Source organism: Pseudomonas sp. LBUM1658 (genome assembly GCF_059716055.1).
In genome coordinates, this window is sequence record NZ_CP166798.1 from 1,886,677 (window position 1) to 1,902,964 (window position 16,288).

Here is a 16,288-nt window from a genome sequence, read left to right on the forward strand (position 1 = left end):
ACGCCGACAGATGAAATGAGGAAAGCATGAGCAAGCAGATTCTGATTCTCCCAGGTGACGGTATCGGCCCGGAAATCATGGCCGAAGCGGTCAAGGTGCTGGAACTGGCCAACGACAAATACTCGCTGGGCTTTGAACTGAGCTTTGATGTGATCGGCGGCGCGGCCATCGACAAGCACGGCGTGCCCCTGGCCGACGAAACCCTGGCTCGTGCCCGCGCGGCCGACGCTGTACTGCTTGGCGCAGTGGGCGGTCCGAAATGGGACGCCATCGAACGCGACATCCGTCCTGAACGCGGCTTGCTGAAGATTCGTGCGCAACTGGGCCTGTTCGGCAACCTGCGTCCGGCGATCCTCTATCCGCAACTGGCAGAAGCTTCCAGCCTGAAGGCGGAAATCGTCTCTGGCCTGGATATCCTGATCGTCCGCGAACTGACCGGCGGCATCTATTTCGGCGCCCCGCGTGGCGTGCGCGAACTGGAAAACGGCGAGCGTCAGGCCTACGACACCCTGCCATACAGCGAAAGCGAAATCCGCCGTATCGCCCGTGTCGGTTTCGACATGGCCATGGTGCGCGGCAAGAAACTGTGCTCGGTGGACAAGGCCAACGTACTGGCCTCCAGCCAACTGTGGCGTGAAATCGTCGAGCAAGTGGCCAAGGATTACCCTGAAGTCGAACTGAGCCACATGTACGTCGACAACGCCGCCATGCAACTGGTGCGTGCACCAAAGCAATTCGACGTGATCGTCACCGACAACCTGTTTGGCGACATTCTGTCCGACCAGGCATCGATGCTCACCGGTTCCATCGGCATGCTGCCGTCGGCGTCGCTGGATACCAACAACAAAGGCATGTACGAGCCGTGTCATGGTTCGGCGCCGGACATCGCCGGGCAGGGCATTGCCAACCCGCTGGCGACCATTTTGTCGGTGTCGATGATGCTGCGTTACAGCTTCAATCTGCAGGATGCGGCCGATGCGATCGAGAAGGCCGTCAGTCTGGTATTGGACCAGGGCCTGCGCACTGGCGACATCTGGTCGGTGGGTTGTGCCAAAGTCGGTACGCAGGAAATGGGCGATGCAGTAGTCGCCGCGCTGCGGAATCTGTAATCTCTTGGGCCCCGCTTGCCGCTGATGGTGGCAAGCGCGCCCACTTTTTGTAAAAGGTGTAGTTGCGATGAAACGTGTAGGTCTGATCGGTTGGCGCGGTATGGTCGGTTCCGTGCTCATGCAGCGGATGCTGGAAGAGCAGGATTTCGATCTTATCGAGCCGGTGTTTTTCACCACGTCCAATGTCGGTGGCCAAGGCCCGTCCGTGGGTAAGGATATTGCTCCGCTCAAGGATGCTTACAGCATTGAAGAGCTGAAAACCCTCGACGTGATTCTGACCTGCCAGGGTGGCGACTACACCAGCGAAGTGTTCCCGAAACTGCGCGAAGCCGGCTGGCAGGGTTACTGGATCGACGCCGCTTCCAGCCTGCGCATGCAGGATGACGCGGTGATCGTGCTTGATCCGGTGAACCGCAAGGTCATCGACCAGCAGCTCGACGCCGGGACCAAGAACTACATCGGCGGCAACTGCACCGTCAGCCTGATGCTGATGGGCCTGGGTGGCTTGTTCGAAGCCGGTCTGGTGGAGTGGATGAGCGCCATGACTTATCAGGCAGCCTCCGGTGCCGGCGCGCAGAACATGCGCGAACTGATCAAGCAGATGGGCGCGACCCACGCCGCTGTCGCCGATGAACTGGCCAACCCGGCCAGCGCCATCCTCGACATCGACCGCAAAGTGGCCGAAGCCATGCGCGGCGAAGCCTATCCCACCGAGAACTTCGGCGTGCCACTGGCCGGCAGCCTGATCCCGTGGATCGACAAGGAACTGCCGAACGGTCAGAGCCGTGAAGAGTGGAAGGCCCAGGCCGAGACCAACAAGATCCTCGGTCGCTTCAAGAGCCCGATTCCGGTCGATGGCATCTGCGTGCGGATCGGCGCCATGCGCTGCCACAGCCAGGCGCTGACCATCAAGCTGAACAAAGACGTGCCAATCGCCGATATCGAAGGGCTGATCAGCCAGCACAACCCTTGGGTCAAGCTGGTGCCGAACCAGCGCGAGATCAGCATGCAGGAGCTGAGCCCGACCAAGGTCACCGGCACCCTGAATATCCCGGTGGGCCGTCTGCGCAAACTGAACATGGGTTCGCAATTCCTCGGTGCCTTCACCGTCGGCGACCAGCTGCTGTGGGGCGCGGCCGAACCGCTGCGGCGCATGTTGCGGATTCTGCTCGAGCGTTGATTTATTGAAGCAATGAAGGAACCCGTGCCTTGAAAGAGGTGCGGGTTTTTGTCTTTTGGGATATTCATCGCCTGCAAAAAAGATCGCAGCCTTCGGCAGCTACATAGGCCGCGTGTAAACCCGATCCCGTAGGAGCTGCCGAAGGCTGCGATCTTTTGCTCTAAATTGCCGAACTGCAAACCACCCGGTAAAGTGCCGCTCCCCCGTTTCGCCTGAGGTAGCAACATGAGCCAGTCCTTTGATATCGCCGTGATCGGCGCCACCGGTACTGTCGGCGAAACACTCGTCCAGATTCTCGAAGAGCGCGATTTTCCTGTCGCCAATCTGTACCTGCTGGCCAGCAGCGAGTCGGCCGGGCATTCGGTGCCGTTCCGCGGCAAGAATGTACGGGTGCGTGAAGTCGACGAATTCGACTTCAGCAAGGTTCAACTGGTGTTTTTTGCTGCCGGCCCCGCGGTTACCCTGAGCTTTGCGCCGCGCGCCACGGCTGCCGGTTGTGCGCTGATCGATTTATCCGGCGCACTGCCTGCCGCGCAAGCGCCGCAAGTGGTTCCGGAAGCCAATGGCCAAGTGCTGGCCGGGTTGAAAAAGCCAGTCCAGCTGAGCAGCCCAAGCGCGTCAGCCACAGTGCTGGCAGTCGTACTGGCACCGTTGCGTGGTTTGCTCGACATTCAGCGGGTCAACCTGACGGCCAGCCTGGCAGTCTCCTCTCAAGGTCGCGAAGCCGTTAAAGAGCTGGCCCGACAAACCGCGGAACTGCTCAACGTCCGCCCCCTGGAGCCACGATTTTTTGATCGGCAGATGGCTTTCAACCTGCTGGCACAGGTCGGCACGCCGGATGCCCAAGGCCACACTTTGCTGGAAAAACGCTTGGTCAAGGAGCTGCGTGAGGTCCTGGCAGAGCCTGCATTGAAGATTTCTGTGACCTGCATTCAAGCCCCGGTGTTTTTCGGCGATAGCTTTAGCGTGACCTTGCAGGCAGCGACGGCTATCGACCTGGCCAAGATCAATGCAGCACTTGACGCGGCGCCTGGCATCGAATTGGTCGAAGCCGGTGATTACCCGACGGCAGTCGGCGATGCGGTGGGGCAGGACGCGGTCTATGTCGGCCGGGTTCGGACCAGCGTCGACGACCCGGCGGAACTTAATCTGTGGCTGACGTCAGATAACGTACGCAAAGGCGCAGCGCTGAACGCTGTGCAGTTGGCTGAGTTGTTGATAAAAGACCTCTTGTAAAAGATACTTGGCAACAATTTACAGACTGATTCTATCTGGGCGCTATGCTTGGCTTGGAGCCGCGTTTGCGGGTTCCACGGGCAAGAATGAAATAATCGCGCGCAGGTTGCCTTCAATGCTCTGCGCAACGCCTTAGGGCAGCGGCTACTAGACCTTCTCGCTGGCCGGGGAGTGTTCAAACAAAGGAAGAGGCTATGGTTCAAGTTCGCAAACTGGTGCTGGCAATTGCGGCCGCCTCGGCGCTGTCCTCTGGTGTGGCGCAGGCGCTTGGGCTCGGGGAATTGACCCTGAAGTCTACTCCGAATCAGCCGCTGATGGCGGAAATCGAACTGCTCGATGTCAAGGATCTATCCGCTGCCGAAGTGGTGCCGAGCCTGGCCTCGCCAGAAGATTTCGCCAAGGCCGGCGTCGATCGTCAGGCGTTTCTCAATGACCTGACCTTCACCACCGAGCTCAATGCCAGTGGTAAAAGCGTGCTGCGCGTGACATCGAGCAAGCCGCTGACCGAACCGATGGTCAAATTCCTGGTGCAGGTGATGTGGCCCAATGGCCGCTTGCTGCGCGATTACAGCATGCTGCTCGATCCCTCGAAGTTCTCTCCGCAAACCGCTGAAGCCGCCGCTCAGCCAGCGCCGGCTCAAGCCGCGGCTGGCAAGTCGGCGCAATACACCACGGCCGCCCGCGACACCCTGTGGGATATCGCCGCAAAGGCCCGTAACGGCGCCACGATCCAGCAGACCATGCTGGCGATTCAGGCAATGAACCCCGATGCCTTTATCGACGGCAATATCAACCGCCTGAAAGCCGGCCAAGTGCTGCGTCTGCCGGATTCGGCACAGAGCGCCAGCCTGCCGCAATCCCAGGCTATTGCCGAAGTGGCCGCACAGAATACGGCCTGGCGTCAGGGCCGTCGCTTGGTTGCAAAACCGCGGCAACTGGACGCCACCAAGCGGGGAGGTGCTGATGTCACCTCCTCGCAGCCGGCCAAAGATAATTTGAGCCTGGTTTCCGCCGAGGCCGGTAAAGCCGGCAAAGGTGCCGCGGGCGACAGCCAAGCGCTGAACAACAAACTCGCGATCGCCCAGGAAAGCCTCGATACGACCCGGCGTGACAACGCCGATTTGAAAAACCGCATGAACGATCTGCAAAGCCAGCTGGACAAGCTCCAGCGCCTGATCGAGCTGAAGAACAATCAGTTGGCCAAGTTGCAGACCGAAGGTCCGGGTGGAGCTCAACCTTCAACGCCGATGTCGGCTGAGTTGGCCGCTGATCCCCAGGCGGCCCAGGCTGGCGCGACGCCGCCGGCAGAATCGACAGCCGATGCTGCCACGCCAGCCGCCGTACCTGCCGAGGCGCCGGTTCAGGACACGACGCCGCCTGCCGAGAAAGCCAAATTCAATGACCTGCTGACCAATCCGTATCTGATGGGCCTGGTCGGTGGTGGTGCCGTGGTGGTGCTGCTGTTGTTGCTGTTGCTGGCCCGTCGTCGCAAGGCCCAGCAGGAAGCCGACAAGCATATGCGCATGGCGCGGGCCCTGGCCGAGGAGCCGGAGTTTGCTGCTGATCTGAATCTGGATCTGCCATCAAACAGCTTCGAAGGCATTGAAGTTCCACCACCAAGCGTCAAGTTCACTCCAGCGCCAGCTCCAGCTCCTCTCGCTCCGGTTGTGGTTGTACCGCCGATTGCCGCACCTTTGGTGGCGCCGGCAGCCGAGCGCTCGGACGACGTTATGGCCCAGGCGCAATCGCACATCCAGCGCGGTGCCCTGAATCAGGCTGCCGACCTGCTGCAATGGGCTATCAAGCGGGAGCCGCAACGCAGTGACCTGCGCTTGAAGCTGATGGAAGTCTATGGCGAGCAGGGCGAGCGCGATGCCTTTGTCGCTCAAGAACGTCAGTTGGTAGCCAACGGCAAGAATTACGCTGAAGTCGAACAGCTGAAAAGCCGCTTCCCGGCGATGGTTGGAGTGGCGGCCGTCACCGGCCTCGCTGCGGCGGCGATGGCTGCCGAGCTGGACGCACAATACGTCAAGGATCTGTTGCTGGATGAGCCCGAGGCGCCAGTACCGGCCGCTGTCGCAGTGGCGGATGAACTTGATAGCGACTTTGATCTGAGCCTGGATGAGCCAGAGGCGCCGGCACCGGCCGCTGTTACAGCGGCGGATGAACTTGAAAGCGACTTTGATCTGAGCCTGGATAAGCCCGAGGTACCGGCACCGGCCGCTGTTGCAGCGGCGGATGAGCTTGATAGCGACTTTGATCTGAGCCTGGATGACCTGGAAGTGGCCTCACCGGCGGTAGTTGCGCCAGCATCGGCGGAACTGGAACCGGAACCGGAACCGACACCGGCACCAGCCCTGGAGTCTGAGTCTGAGCTTGATGCCTTTCCATTGGACGACGATTTGAGCTTCGAAACGGTTTTGCAGCAGCAGACCGAAGCGAAAGACACTCCGCAAGACTTGTCGGAATTCGATCTTGACCTGGGTGGCGATATGCCGGCCGAGACCCTGGCTGATGACGAGTTCCTGCTGGGTCTTGAGGATGACGTGAAAGCGCCAGCGGTAGCTACGGCGCCGGCGGTGAGCGAGACGCCAATCGATAATTTCGATCTGTTGGATGATTTCGATTTGTCTCTGCCCGATGAAATCGATGCCCCAGCCGAGCCGGATGCGTTCGCTGCCGAACTGGGTAATGTCAACGCCGAGCTGGATCGCCTGTCGCAAAGCCTTGAGCAACCGCCAATTGCAGAGCCGTTTGCCGAACCAAGCTACACCGCCGAGGATGCAGCGGCCGACACCGACGAGCTGGAGTTCGATTTCCTCTCGGACACTGACGAAGTGGCGACCAAACTGGATCTGGCCCAGGCTTACATCGACATGGGCGACAGCGATGGTGCGCGGGATATTCTCAGTGAGGTCCTCAGCGAGGGCGATGCCGTTCAGAAGAGCGAAGCCAAGCAACTGCTGAAGCGTTTGGCCGGATAAAGCGTAATTGCATTAACGACAACGGCAGCCATTGAGGCTGCCGTTTTTGTTTCAACCCAGGGGCATTTTTGCCAGGGATGCCGCCTTCGCGGGCAAGCCCGCTCCCGCTGGGGTGGTGTGTTCCCCTGAAAAGATCGCAGCCTGCGGCAGCTCCTACGGGGTTTGCAGGCGCCTGATATGTATGGCGTCCAGGGCCTGCGGCCGTATAATGGCCGCCTTTGCGTAGATCAGCAGGCTGTAAGTCCTTGGCAACTATAGATAACGCGGCCGCCGAAAGGGCGGCCGCAGGCTTTTTCAGAATCGCTTTGGGTGTTGAATACAAGGGGTCGCGTTACTGCGGCTGGCAGCGTCAGGCTTCCGGCGTCTTGACGGTGCAGGAAACCCTTGAAAATGCCTTGTCCAAAGTCGCCGATTCACCGGTATCGCTGATGTGTGCCGGGCGCACCGACGCCGGCGTGCATGCCTGCGGGCAAGTGGTGCACTTCGATACCCAGGCCGAACGCTCGATGAAAGCCTGGACCATGGGCGCCAACATCAATCTGCCCCATGACATCAGCGTGAGCTGGGCCAAGGTCATGCCGGCGGATTTCCATGCGCGCTTCAAGGCGATTGCCCGGCGCTACCGTTATGTGATTTACAACGATCAGATTCGTCCGGCACATTTGAATCAGGAAATTACCTGGAATCATCGCCCACTGGACGTGCAGCGCATGGCTGCAGCTGCCGAGCATCTGGTAGGGACTCACGATTTCAGCGCGTTTCGCGCCGGCCAGTGCCAGGCCAAGTCGCCGGTCAAGAAGCTCCACCATCTGCGGGTCACCCAACACGGCAAGATGATCGTGCTGGATATCCGCGCCGGCTCCTTCCTGCACCATATGGTGCGCAACATCGCCGGAGTGCTGATGACCATCGGTGCCGGCGAGCGCCCCGTGGAGTGGGCCAGGGAAGTGCTCGAAAGCCGTGTTCGGCGAACTGGTGGGGTCACGGCGCATCCGTACGGGCTGTATCTGGTGCAAGTCGAGTACCACGACGAATTCGAACTGCCCGAGCGCTTTATCGGTCCACATTTCCTTACTGGTTTCTCGGAACTTGACGGCTGACGCCCGGAAAAGCATTTGTTACCATCCGGGACTTTCCCGGATAAATCCTGAGGTTCCAACGACATGTCAGCCGTTCGCAGCAAGATTTGCGGGATTACCCGCATAGAAGATGCGTTGGCAGCGGTCGAAGCCGGGGCGGATGCCATTGGTTTGGTGTTCTACGCCAAAAGCCCGCGGGCGGTGAATGTGCAGCAGGCGCGGGCGATCATCGCCGCGTTGCCGCCCTTCGTGACCACTGTCGGTCTGTTCGTCAATGCCAGCCGTTGCGAGCTCGGTGAGATCCTCGATGCGGTGCCACTGGATCTGCTGCAGTTTCATGGCGACGAAACGCCGGCCGATTGCGAAGGCTATCACCGGCCTTACATCAAGGCGCTGCGAGTCAAGGCTGGCGATGACATTGCCGCCGGCTGCAGGGCTTATGCGGGCGCCAGCGGGATCTTGCTCGATACCTATGTCGAAGGCATTCCGGGCGGTACGGGCGAAGCCTTCGACTGGTCACTGGTGCCGCAGGGTTTGAGCAAGCCGATTATCCTTGCTGGCGGCCTGACGGCGGGCAATGTGGCTGAGGCCATCGCCCGGGTCCGTCCCTATGCGGTGGACGTCAGCGGCGGGGTGGAGCAGAGCAAGGGGATCAAGGATCACGGAAAGATTCGCGCGTTTATGCAGGCCGTACGCAGTAGTACGTAGCCGATGTGACGGCTGGCAGTCTGCCGCCGTCCAACACCACTGTACAAAAAAAGGCTGGCACAGTCGTGCAAAAACAGTCCGGCACCGTCGCTGGACAGGCCGAAATCGAAGTGGCAACCGCTCTGGAGCGAGTTGTCGAGAGGGCTGAGGAACGATTCGCTACAGGCAGGTCAAGCCTCGTGCTGACCGCGGTAGCGAACGGATCATCGCCGCACACATGAATTTAGCTCAAGGGCATACTCGGGGCTTCGAACGTACAGCGTTCGGGCCGCCGGTACTGGAGAAAGAAAGCATGAGCAACTGGTTGGTAGACAAACTGATCCCTTCGATCATGCGTTCCGAGGTGAAGAAAAGCTCGGTGCCTGAAGGTCTTTGGCACAAATGCCCGTCCTGCGAGGCTGTGCTCTATCGTCCGGAGTTGGAAAAAACCCTGGACGTTTGCCCCAAGTGCAACCACCACATGCGCATCGGCGCCCGCGCCCGCATCGACATCTTCCTCGACGCTGAAGGCCGTGCCGAACTGGGTGCCGACCTGGAGCCGGTCGATCGCTTGAAATTCCGCGACGGCAAGAAGTACAAGGATCGCCTGACCGCGGCCCAGAAGCAGACCGGTGAGAAGGACGCGTTGATCTCCATGAGCGGTACCCTGCTGGGCATGCCGGTAGTGGTCTCGGCATTCGAGTTCTCCTTCATGGGTGGCTCGATGGGTGCCATCGTTGGCGAGCGTTTCGTTCGTGCCGCCAACTACGCCCTGGAAAACCGCTGCCCGATGATTTGCTTCGCTGCTTCCGGCGGTGCGCGGATGCAGGAAGCGCTGATTTCCCTGATGCAAATGGCCAAGACCTCGGCGGTTCTGGCGCGTCTGCGTGAAGAAGGCATTCCGTTTATCTCGGTGCTGACCGACCCTGTCTACGGTGGTGTTTCCGCCAGTCTGGCCATGCTTGGCGACGTCATCGTCGGCGAGCCTAAAGCCCTGATCGGTTTCGCCGGCCCGCGCGTCATCGAGCAGACCGTCCGTGAAAAGCTGCCGGAAGGCTTCCAGCGCAGTGAATTCCTGCTGGAACACGGCGCCATCGACATGATCATCGCCCGTCAGGAGCTGCGTCCGCGTCTGGGTAACCTGTTGGCGCAATTGATGGGCGTGCCGACTCCAGTGTTCGTGGCCGCGGCCATCGAGCCGATCGTGGTTCCGCCGGTGCCTGCAAACATATGACCGAACGTACCCTTGGCGACTGGCTCGCCTACCTTGAGCAGTTGCATCCGTCGGCCATTGACATGGGCCTTGAGCGCTCGCAAGAGGTCGCATCGCGGATGGGCCTGGGCAAGCCGGCGCCTCGGGTAATCACGGTTACGGGTACCAACGGCAAAGGTTCCACCTGTGCGTTCGTGGCGTCCTTGCTGCGAGCCCAGGGATTAAAGGTGGGCGTCTACAGCTCGCCGCACCTGCTGCGCTACAACGAGCGGGTTCAGATCAATGGCATCGAAGCCACGGATGCCGAGCTGTGCCAGGCCTTTGTCGCGGTCGAGGCCGGGCGTGGCGAAATCTCCCTGACGTATTTCGAGATGGGCACTCTGGCGGCGTTCTGGCTGTTCCAGCGTGCCGGGCTGGATGCGGTGGTGCTGGAAGTCGGCCTGGGGGGGCGTCTTGATGCGGTCAACCTGGTCGACGCCGACCTCGCGCTGGTCACCAGCATTGGCGTCGATCACACGGACTATCTCGGCGATAGCCGTGAGTCGGTCGCCTTCGAAAAGGCCGGCATTTTCCGTCAGGGCGCACCTGCGCTGTGTGGCGATCTCAATCCTCCTCAACCCCTGCTGGACAAGGCCCGCGAGCTGGGCTGCCGGTTTCTCCTGCGCGGTCGCGATTTCGACCTGGGTATCACCGAGCACAACTGGCAATGGCGCGGCCTTGATGCACAGGGCCAGGCGGTTGAGCTGCATGATTTGCCGTTGCTCGATCTGCCCATGGAAAACGCGGCGCTGGCGTTGCAGGCTTATTTGCTGCTCGGTTTGCCTTGGCAGGCGGAGCAGATTGTCGAGGCGCTGAAACAGACTCGAGTCGTCGGGCGTCTGGATCGACGGCAGATCGACTGGCAGGGCAAACGCCTACACTTGCTGCTGGATGTGGGTCACAACCCACATGCCGCCGAGTATCTGGCCCATCGCCTGGCTCGTCGTCCATTGATCGGCAGGCGTCTGGCGGTGTTTGGATTGCTGGCGGACAAGGACCTCGATGGGGTTCTCGCCGAATTGAGTGCTAGTGTCCAACAGTGGGCTGTTGCTGCGCTGGATACTGCGCGCAGTCGTCCGGTCGCGGATCTGCAAGCGGCCTTGCAGAACCTTGGCGCGTCGGTGACGTCCTATGAGAGTGTCACTGCCGCGCTGGAAGGGCAGTGTGCGCAAGCGACGGCAGAGGATGAAATTCTGTTGTTCGGATCATTTTATTGTGTCGCCGAGGCTCTCCAATGGTTGGCCCGGCACTCCACGGAGGAGGCTGCAGATGGCTTTGCTGGATAACGCTTACAAGCAGCGGATGGTCGGGGCCCTGGTCCTGGTGGCATTGGCAGTGATTTTTCTGCCGATGCTGTTCTCCCGTGAGGATGAGCAGCGCCGGATAACCGTTGAAGCCCCGGCCGCGCCTCAAGCGCCCGCCATGCCACAGGTACAGGTCGAGCCGGTGATCGTGCCCGAGCCGCAAAGCCTGCCGCAGGAACCGGTGCCGAGCGATGAGGAAATTGCCCAGCAGCAAGCGCCGTCGATGCCGATTGCGCCGACTGTGCCGGTCGCTCCTGCACCGCCGGTTGCCGCCAGCAAGCCTGTCGCGCCACCTCCGGCCCCGAAGCCGTCGGTCGCGCAGCCTGCCGCACCGGCCAAGCCGGATGTGAGCCAGAGCCGCGTCGATGCCAATGGCCTGTCGGTCAGTTGGTCGGTGCAGTTGGCCAGTCTATCCAGCCGGGAAAGTGCCGAGAGCTTGCAGAAGTCCCTGCGCAGCCAGGGCTATAACGCCTACATTCGTACCGCCAACGGCAAGAATCGGGTATTCGTCGGGCCGCTGATCGAGCGCGCTGAAGCCGATCGCCTGCGGGACTTGCTCGGTCGTCAGCAGAACCTCAAGGGTTTTGTGGTGCGTTTCCAGCCAGAACGCGGTTAAGGCTATCGAGCCGATTTGAAATGCACTGACAATCGCGGCTTACCGACAGGCATGCGCTTCTGCTAAAATGCGCCGCCTTATCTGTCTGTAGGCTGAACTGTGCCATTTACCTGGGTTGACTGGGCGATCGTTGCAATCATCGCCATCTCCGCTTTGATCAGTTTGAGCCGCGGCTTCGTCAAAGAAGCCCTGTCGCTGCTCACCTGGATCATCGCAGGAGTCGTAGCCTGGCTGTTCGGTGGTTCATTGTCTCAGTACCTCGCCGGATACATCGAAACACCTTCGGCTCGCGTGATCGCGGGCTGCGCCATCATGTTTGTCGCCACCTTACTGGTAGGCGCAATGATCAATTATCTTATCGGCGAACTGGTTCGCGTCACCGGCCTGTCCGGGACCGACCGGTTTCTCGGTACGGCCTTCGGCGCAGCGCGTGGCGCGTTGCTGGTGGTCGTGGCGGTCGGGCTGTTGAGCCTGGGGCCGGTACAGCAGGACGGGTGGTGGCAAGAGTCACAGCTCGTGCCAAAATTTCTATTGGTTGCAGACTGGTCCAAAAACCTGATTCTTGGGTGGAGCAGTCAGTGGCTTGCCAGCGGTATCAGCGTACCCGTTGAAATACCGTTCAAGGAGCACCTCTTGCCGACGGCCAAAACGCCTCAGTGAGTTGTGTTCAGTTCAGATCATTAAGTAGGGGTTGCGTCGCATGTGTGGCATCGTCGGTATCGTCGGTAAGTCGAACGTCAATCAGGCGCTGTATGACGCGCTAACCGTCCTCCAGCACCGCGGCCAGGACGCTGCCGGTATCGTGACCAGCCATGACGGCCGGTTATTCCTGCGCAAGGACAACGGCCTGGTCCGTGATGTATTCCATCAGCGGCATATGCAGCGCCTGGTCGGTCACATGGGCATTGGCCATGTGCGTTACCCGACCGCGGGCAGCTCGACTTCGGCCGAAGCTCAACCGTTTTACGTCAACTCGCCGTATGGCATCACCCTGGCGCACAACGGCAACCTGACCAACGTTGAACAGCTGGCCAAGGAGATTTACGAATCTGACCTGCGCCACGTCAACACCAACTCCGATTCGGAAGTCCTGCTCAACGTGTTCGCTCACGAACTGGCCCAGCGCGGCAAGTTGCAGCCAACCGAAGAAGACGTGTTCGCCGCGGTCACCGACGTGCACAACCGTTGCGTCGGTGGTTACGCGGTAGTCGCGATGATCACCGGTTATGGCATCGTCGGTTTCCGCGACCCGCACGGCATCCGCCCGATCGTCTTCGGCCAGCGCCACACCGACGAAGGCGTCGAGTACATGATCGCCTCCGAAAGCGTTTCCCTGGACGTGCTCGGTTTCACCCTGATCCGCGACCTGGCACCGGGCGAAGCGGTCTACATCACTGAAGACGGCAAGCTGCACACCCGTCAGTGCGCGACCAACCCGTCCCTGACTCCGTGCATCTTCGAACACGTCTACCTGGCGCGTCCGGACTCGATCATCGACGGCGTGTCGGTGTACAAGGCTCGCCTGCGCATGGGTGAGAAGCTCGCCGACAAGATCCTGCGCGAGCGTCCGGATCACGACATCGACGTGGTCATCCCGATTCCGGACACCAGCCGCACCTCGGCGCTGGAACTGGCCAACCATCTGGGCGTCAAGTTTCGCGAAGGCTTCGTGAAGAACCGCTACATCGGCCGGACCTTCATCATGCCGGGCCAGGCAGCACGGAAAAAATCCGTACGTCAGAAGCTCAACGCCATTGAACTCGAATTCCGCGGCAAGAACGTGATGCTGGTGGACGATTCCATCGTTCGCGGCACCACCTGCAAGCAGATCATTCAGATGGCCCGTGAAGCGGGAGCGAAGAATGTCTACTTCTGCTCGGCAGCCCCGGCGGTTCGCTACCCGAACGTCTACGGCATCGACATGCCAAGCGCCCACGAGCTGATCGCGCACAATCGCAGCACTCAGGACGTCGCGGATCTGATCGGCGCCGACTGGCTGGTCTACCAGGACCTGCCGGACCTGATCGAAGCGGTGGGCGGTGGCAAGGTCAAGATCGAGAACTTCGACTGCGCGGTGTTCGACGGCAAGTACGTGACCGGTGATATCGACGAGGCTTACCTGAACAAGATCGAGCAGGCGCGCAACGATGCCTCCAAGGTCAAGACTCAGGCTGTCAGCGCGATCATCGACCTGTACAACAACTGATTTAGATATCAAGACTAAGGAGTAGGCAGCATGAGTCAGGATTGGGATGCCGGTCGGCTGGACAGCGACCTCGATGGCGTAGCTTTCGATACCCTGGCCGTGCGCGCCGGTCAGCACCGAACGCCGGAAGGCGAGCACGGTGATCCGATGTTCTTCACCTCCAGTTACGTATTCCGCACCGCCGCCGATGCGGCTGCGCGGTTCGCCGGTGAGGTGCCAGGCAACGTCTATTCGCGTTATACCAACCCGACAGTGCGGGCGTTCGAAGAACGCATCGCCGCGCTGGAAGGTGCCGAGCAAGCCGTTGCAACTGCCACCGGCATGGCGGCGATCCTCGCGGTGGTGATGAGCCTGTGCAGCGCTGGCGATCATGTGCTGGTATCGCGCAGTGTGTTTGGCTCGACCATCAGTCTGTTCGACAAGTATTTCAAGCGTTTTGGTATCGAAGTCGATTACGTGCCCCTGGCGGAGTTGTCCGGCTGGGATACGGCCATCAAAGCCAATACCAAATTGCTGTTCGTTGAATCACCCTCCAATCCGCTGGCCGAACTGGTGGACATCAAGGCATTGTCCGAGATTGCCCATGCCAAGGGCGCGCTGCTGGTGGTCGACAACTGCTTCTGCACGCCGGCGCTGCAACAGCCATTGAAGCTGGGTGCGGACGTGGTGGTGCATTCGGCCACCAAGTTCATCGATGGCCAGGGCCGTTGCATGGGCGGCGTGGTCGCCGGTCGCAGCGAACAGATGAAGGAAGTGGTGGGTTTCCTGCGTACCGCCGGGCCGAGCCTGAGTCCGTTCAATGCCTGGATCTTCCTCAAGGGTTTGGAAACCTTGAGCCTGCGTATGCGTGCTCATTGCGCCAATGCGCAGATCCTGGCCGAGTGGCTGGAGCAACAGGACGGTATCGAGAAAGTGCATTACGCCGGTCTCAAGAGCCATCCGCAGCATGAACTGGCCCTGCGTCAGCAGCGCGGTTTCGGCGCGGTGGTGAGTTTCGAGGTCAAGGGCGGCAAAGACGGCGCCTGGCGCTTTATCGATGCGACCCGACTGATTTCGATCACCGCCAACCTGGGTGACAGCAAAACCACCATTACCCACCCGAGCACCACCTCTCACGGCCGTCTGGCGCCGCAAGAGCGTGAGGCGGCGGGGATTCGTGACAGCTTGATCCGGGTTGCAGTCGGTCTGGAAGATGTCGGCGACTTGCAGGCGGATCTGGCTCGTGGGTTGGCTGCGTTGTGATCGAGATGTCCATGGCGGCGGGTAGCGCCCATGGTCGTGTCGCGCTGGTCACCGGCGCGGCGCGTGGCATTGGTCTGGGGATTGCGGCCTGGCTGATCAGCGAAGGCTGGCAGGTGGTGCTGACGGACCTGGATCGGGTGCGCGGTTCAAAGGTGGCCAAGGTTCTCGGTGACAGCGCCTGGTTCATCACCATGGATGTGGCGGACGAGCGGCAGGTTGCCCTGGGCGTTGCCGAGGTGCTCGGACAGTTCGGGCGCCTGGATGCGCTGGTATGCAATGCGGCGGTGGCCGACCCGCACAACATCACCCTGGAAAGCCTTGATCTGGCTTACTGGAATCGCGTTCTGGCGGTAAACCTCAGCGGACCGATGCTGCTGGCCAAGCACTGCGCGCCCTACCTGCGCGCTCACGCGGGGGCCATTGTCAATCTGGCCTCGACCCGGGCCGGGCAGTCGGAACCTGATTCAGAGGCCTATGCGGCGAGCAAGGGTGGATTGCTGGCGCTGACCCACGCCCTGGCGATCAGTCTTGGCCCGGAGATCCGGGTCAATGCGGTCAGCCCCGGCTGGATCGATGCCCGAGACCCGTCTGTACGTCGTGCCGAGCCGCTGACGGACGCCGATCATGCCCAGCACCCGGCGGGCAGGGTAGGGACCGTGGAAGACGTGGCGGCGATGGTGGCCTGGCTGCTGTCGAAGAATGCAGGATTCGTCACCGGCCAGGAGTTTGTGGTCGATGGCGGCATGACCAAGAAGATGGTCTATAGGCAGTGAGGGGCAGCTGCAAGCTACAAGCTGCAAGTTAAGCGGGTCGGTGTTGGTCCTGCTTGCACGTTACGGCTTTTGACTTGCAGCTTGAAGCTTGCCGCTAAAAGCTGTTTTTGAAAAAACTCTAACGCTGCTATTGACTTAGCTTCGATACCTGCGTAAATTTCGCGGCCTCAACGAAGCAAAGGGTGATTAGCTCAGCTGGGAGAGCATCTGCCTTACAAGCAGAGGGTCGGCGGTTCGATCCCGTCATCACCCACCACTTCTTGAGAGTTTTGCGAAAGCAAGACGGAAGCTGTCAAAAGCCTCCACCGACGCGCAGCGGTAGTTCAGTCGGTTAGAATACCGGCCTGTCACGCCGGGGGTCGCGGGTTCGAGTCCCGTCCGCTGCGCCATATTTTCCGAGTCGGGTTCGCCTGGCTCGAGATTGAAAAGCCTCGAAGCTTTCCAGTCAGACGAGTTTAAATGGACGCAAGTCCAAAGCGATACGCAGCGGTAGTTCAGTCGGTTAGAATACCGGCCTGTCACGCCGGGGGTCGCGGGTTCGAGTCCCGTCCGCTGCGCCATATCTGCCTCAAGGCCCACTGAACGCCTTGAAGCTACGAAGAAAGCCGCTGGCTTCTTCT

Annotated in this window: 13 protein-coding genes and 3 tRNA genes; all 16 read left to right on the forward strand. The window is 60.6% G+C overall.

The annotated features are described in order from the left end of the window. Positions 1-26: 26 nt before the first annotated feature. The 16 genes from leuB (at position 27) to ACA064_RS08640 (ending at position 16,228) form a co-directional block, all read left to right on the forward strand. Positions 27-1,109 (forward strand): 3-isopropylmalate dehydrogenase, encoded by a 1,083-nt coding sequence (gene leuB, locus ACA064_RS08565; protein ID WP_497672974.1) that lies wholly within the window; start codon positions 27-29, stop codon positions 1,107-1,109. 67 nt (positions 1,110-1,176) lie between these two features. Beyond that, positions 1,177-2,289 carry an aspartate-semialdehyde dehydrogenase gene (gene asd, locus ACA064_RS08570; protein WP_497672975.1) on the forward strand — a complete coding sequence of 371 codons (1,113 nt, stop codon included), beginning with the start codon at positions 1,177-1,179 and terminating at the stop codon, positions 2,287-2,289. 225 nt (positions 2,290-2,514) lie between these two features. After that, on the forward strand, positions 2,515-3,525 hold the full coding sequence (locus tag ACA064_RS08575; RefSeq protein ID WP_497672976.1) for an aspartate-semialdehyde dehydrogenase: 1,011 nt from the start codon (positions 2,515-2,517) through the stop codon (positions 3,523-3,525). A 194-nt stretch (positions 3,526-3,719) separates the two neighbouring features. Beyond that, complete coding sequence (locus tag ACA064_RS08580; RefSeq protein ID WP_497672977.1) at positions 3,720-6,509, forward strand: motility hub landmark protein FimV; 2,790 nt, start codon at positions 3,720-3,722, stop codon at positions 6,507-6,509. 245 nt (positions 6,510-6,754) lie between these two features. Then, positions 6,755-7,609 carry a tRNA pseudouridine(38-40) synthase TruA gene (gene truA / locus ACA064_RS08585; RefSeq protein ID WP_497672978.1) on the forward strand — a complete coding sequence of 285 codons (855 nt, stop codon included), beginning with the start codon at positions 6,755-6,757 and terminating at the stop codon, positions 7,607-7,609. A 63-nt stretch (positions 7,610-7,672) separates the two neighbouring features. Next, positions 7,673-8,296 (forward strand): phosphoribosylanthranilate isomerase, encoded by a 624-nt coding sequence (locus ACA064_RS08590; protein ID WP_497672979.1) that lies wholly within the window; start codon positions 7,673-7,675, stop codon positions 8,294-8,296. Positions 8,297-8,588: 292 nt separating this feature from the next. Further along, positions 8,589-9,509 carry an acetyl-CoA carboxylase, carboxyltransferase subunit beta gene (gene accD, locus ACA064_RS08595; protein ID WP_150804970.1) on the forward strand — a complete coding sequence of 307 codons (921 nt, stop codon included), beginning with the start codon at positions 8,589-8,591 and terminating at the stop codon, positions 9,507-9,509. Further along, the gene (folC, locus tag ACA064_RS08600; protein ID WP_497672980.1) at positions 9,506-10,813 is read left to right on the forward strand and encodes a bifunctional tetrahydrofolate synthase/dihydrofolate synthase; all 1,308 of its coding nucleotides are present in this window, start codon (positions 9,506-9,508) and stop codon (positions 10,811-10,813) included. The genes accD and folC overlap by 4 nt, the downstream gene beginning before the upstream one ends. Further along, the gene (locus ACA064_RS08605; protein ID WP_497672981.1) at positions 10,797-11,447 is read left to right on the forward strand and encodes an SPOR domain-containing protein; all 651 of its coding nucleotides are present in this window, start codon (positions 10,797-10,799) and stop codon (positions 11,445-11,447) included. The genes folC and ACA064_RS08605 overlap by 17 nt, the downstream gene beginning before the upstream one ends. A gap of 99 nt (positions 11,448-11,546) precedes the next feature. Beyond that, a complete protein-coding gene (locus ACA064_RS08610) occupies positions 11,547-12,107 on the forward strand; it encodes a CvpA family protein (RefSeq protein WP_497672982.1) in 561 nt (186 codons plus the stop codon). A 40-nt stretch (positions 12,108-12,147) separates the two neighbouring features. After that, positions 12,148-13,653 (forward strand): amidophosphoribosyltransferase, encoded by a 1,506-nt coding sequence (gene purF / locus ACA064_RS08615; RefSeq protein WP_497672983.1) that lies wholly within the window; start codon positions 12,148-12,150, stop codon positions 13,651-13,653. Between the two features lie 30 nt (positions 13,654-13,683). Beyond that, positions 13,684-14,895: an O-succinylhomoserine sulfhydrylase gene (locus ACA064_RS08620; RefSeq protein ID WP_497672984.1), complete on the forward strand. Its 1,212-nt coding sequence runs from the start codon at positions 13,684-13,686 to the stop codon at positions 14,893-14,895. Positions 14,896-14,900: 5 nt separating this feature from the next. After that, positions 14,901-15,668, forward strand: coding sequence for an SDR family oxidoreductase (locus ACA064_RS08625; protein WP_497674200.1), 768 nt, complete (start codon positions 14,901-14,903; stop codon positions 15,666-15,668). Positions 15,669-15,848: 180 nt separating this feature from the next. Beyond that, a tRNA-Val gene (locus ACA064_RS08630) sits at positions 15,849-15,924 on the forward strand. Positions 15,925-15,980: 56 nt separating this feature from the next. Further along, positions 15,981-16,057, forward strand: a tRNA-Asp gene (locus ACA064_RS08635). A 94-nt stretch (positions 16,058-16,151) separates the two neighbouring features. Further along, positions 16,152-16,228, forward strand: a tRNA-Asp gene (locus ACA064_RS08640). The last annotated feature ends 60 nt before the right edge of the window (positions 16,229-16,288 follow it).

Bases quoted from the DNA above. Each gene is read 5' to 3' on its own strand.
- leuB (WP_497672974.1), top strand. From the start codon at position 27: ATGAGCAAGCAGATTCTGATTCTCCCAGGTGACGGTATCGGCCCGGAA.
- asd (WP_497672975.1), top strand. From the start codon at position 1,177: ATGAAACGTGTAGGTCTGATCGGTTGGCGCGGTATGGTCGGTTCCGTG.
- ACA064_RS08575 (WP_497672976.1), top strand. From the start codon at position 2,515: ATGAGCCAGTCCTTTGATATCGCCGTGATCGGCGCCACCGGTACTGTC.
- ACA064_RS08580 (WP_497672977.1), top strand. From the start codon at position 3,720: ATGGTTCAAGTTCGCAAACTGGTGCTGGCAATTGCGGCCGCCTCGGCG.
- ACA064_RS08590 (WP_497672979.1), top strand. From the start codon at position 7,673: ATGTCAGCCGTTCGCAGCAAGATTTGCGGGATTACCCGCATAGAAGAT.
- accD (WP_150804970.1), top strand. From the start codon at position 8,589: ATGAGCAACTGGTTGGTAGACAAACTGATCCCTTCGATCATGCGTTCC.
- folC (WP_497672980.1), top strand. From the start codon at position 9,506: ATGACCGAACGTACCCTTGGCGACTGGCTCGCCTACCTTGAGCAGTTG.
- ACA064_RS08605 (WP_497672981.1), top strand. From the start codon at position 10,797: ATGGCTTTGCTGGATAACGCTTACAAGCAGCGGATGGTCGGGGCCCTG.
- purF (WP_497672983.1), top strand. From the start codon at position 12,148: ATGTGTGGCATCGTCGGTATCGTCGGTAAGTCGAACGTCAATCAGGCG.
- ACA064_RS08620 (WP_497672984.1), top strand. From the start codon at position 13,684: ATGAGTCAGGATTGGGATGCCGGTCGGCTGGACAGCGACCTCGATGGC.
- ACA064_RS08625 (WP_497674200.1), top strand. From the start codon at position 14,901: ATGTCCATGGCGGCGGGTAGCGCCCATGGTCGTGTCGCGCTGGTCACC.